Origin of the sequence: Lysobacter antibioticus HS124 (genome assembly GCF_000336385.2) — a bacterium.
GTDB classification, from domain to species: domain Bacteria; phylum Pseudomonadota; class Gammaproteobacteria; order Xanthomonadales; family Xanthomonadaceae; genus Lysobacter; species Lysobacter firmicutimachus.
Genome location: NZ_HG424604.1, coordinates 1 through 1,482 on the forward strand (window position 1 = coordinate 1; position 1,482 = coordinate 1,482).

Sequence of the window (1,482 nt, forward strand, 5' to 3'; positions counted from 1 at the left end):
GCCGGCGTGCAGCAGGCTGGTGCGGTTGCCGGTGGCGTCGTAGCCGTAGGTTTCAATCGGGGTGTTGCTGGGCCCGTCGCGGGTGATCTTGAGCCGGCCCAGGGTGTTGCAGTCGTACTTGGCCAGGAAGCCGCTCAGCAAGCCGTCCTTGAGTTCGGTCAGCTCGCCGACTTCGTTGTAGCCGTAGGCCAGCGACAGACCGTCGGCGGCATTGTCGTGCACGGTCTTGTCGCGATAGTCAGACCGTAGCTGCGGCTTAGGCCATTGCAGAGGTCAGGGTGTCGGGTAACGATCCAACTTGTACACACCTCCGACAGAGTCTTGCAGAAAATACTCTGACACGATCTATTTCGCCCGGACCGAACGCATCCGATAAACGGGGACAGAGTGTCTTTCCGAAAGATCTACGTAAAGGCACCCCGACCCGGTTATCGCCGAAACGTGCTCCGACCTGAATTTTAGTTATCAGTGATCCGCCCCTCTCTGCCTTCTCATCTCGAGGAAGCGAATGAAACTCATGACCGACAAGCATTTGGTCTCTTGAGTCGATGGCGTTTTTTTTGAATCAACATCACTTGCCAACCCGGTTTCAGAACAATTCGTTAAGGCAGCCCAAGCATCCAACCTGCCCTTCAAACGCATTGCTTCCTCCGAAGAAAAAGGCAACTCTCTCTCATCAACAAACAGGAGCGGTCCACCAGACCTGTCGAGCGCATCAAGAGATCTATCCAACTTCGCACGATGCCGCCCAGACTCGTCTGAAATCGAAATGACAATGGAGCCCCCGTCCAATAACAGCTCAGCAGACTCGACCTCAAACTGGCTCGCACCGACTTTTCCGGCCGTAGCACACGAACCAGAAAAAACAACTAACATCAAAACCAATCCATAAGCTACTTTCATGGCTTAAACGTCCTCGAAGAAGAAGGCGAAACAACTCCCTTGTAACCATCTATCGCGATAAGCCTTGTGTAACCCAACACCTGCGTTCTTAGCTGCTTAGACAGCTGTTCCGCAAATGAATTTGTCCCCTTAGCCGTCTGACAGGCAACAATCACAACAGGCATACCTTCACGCCACAATCCACTCGCCCTAATCAGGGCAGCAGCATCTTTTGGGTAAAGCCTCACCCTATCAAGATACATTCCCTCACGATCGTCGACGATATATTTCGACGACCCATGGGAAAAAACATACAGCACTCCGGGCGTGTCGGGCCACGCCCTAGCATTCATATTTATTATTTTGTCTGCTGCCAGCCAAGGATCTTGGTCAAAAAGAATCAACTTCTCCAATCCAGTAGGATCAACGTAAAAGGCCGGGCGCGCCGACACATAAAGATATAAGTTAACCCCCCCCATCAAACCTATCGGATCACTCTGCACATACCTGCCGCTAACCGCATCGTAATCCCGGAAGTAGTTGTAATTCAGCCCCGTCGCCGAATCGTACCGCTGCCCCGGAAACCGCAGGTCGAACACG

General features: G+C 52.8%; 2 protein-coding genes and 1 pseudogene. All 3 read right to left on the reverse strand.

The genetic code is table 11. The annotated features are described in order from the left end of the window. A pseudogene (locus tag TX83_RS21485) lies at positions 1-240 on the reverse strand (hypothetical protein); the annotation flags it as partial. Positions 241-465: 225 nt separating this feature from the next. Next, on the reverse strand, positions 466-903 hold the full coding sequence (locus TX83_RS23055) for a hypothetical protein (RefSeq protein ID WP_141233629.1): 438 nt from the start codon (positions 901-903) through the stop codon (positions 466-468). Continuing rightward, a partial coding sequence (locus TX83_RS21490) for an RHS repeat-associated core domain-containing protein (protein ID WP_141233630.1) occupies positions 900-1,482 on the reverse strand: 583 nt, incomplete at its 5' end. The genes TX83_RS21490 and TX83_RS23055, both read right to left, overlap by 4 nt.

Bases quoted from the DNA above. Each gene is read 5' to 3' on its own strand.
- TX83_RS23055 (WP_141233629.1), bottom strand. From the start codon at position 903: ATGAAAGTAGCTTATGGATTGGTTTTGATGTTAGTTGTTTTTTCTGGT.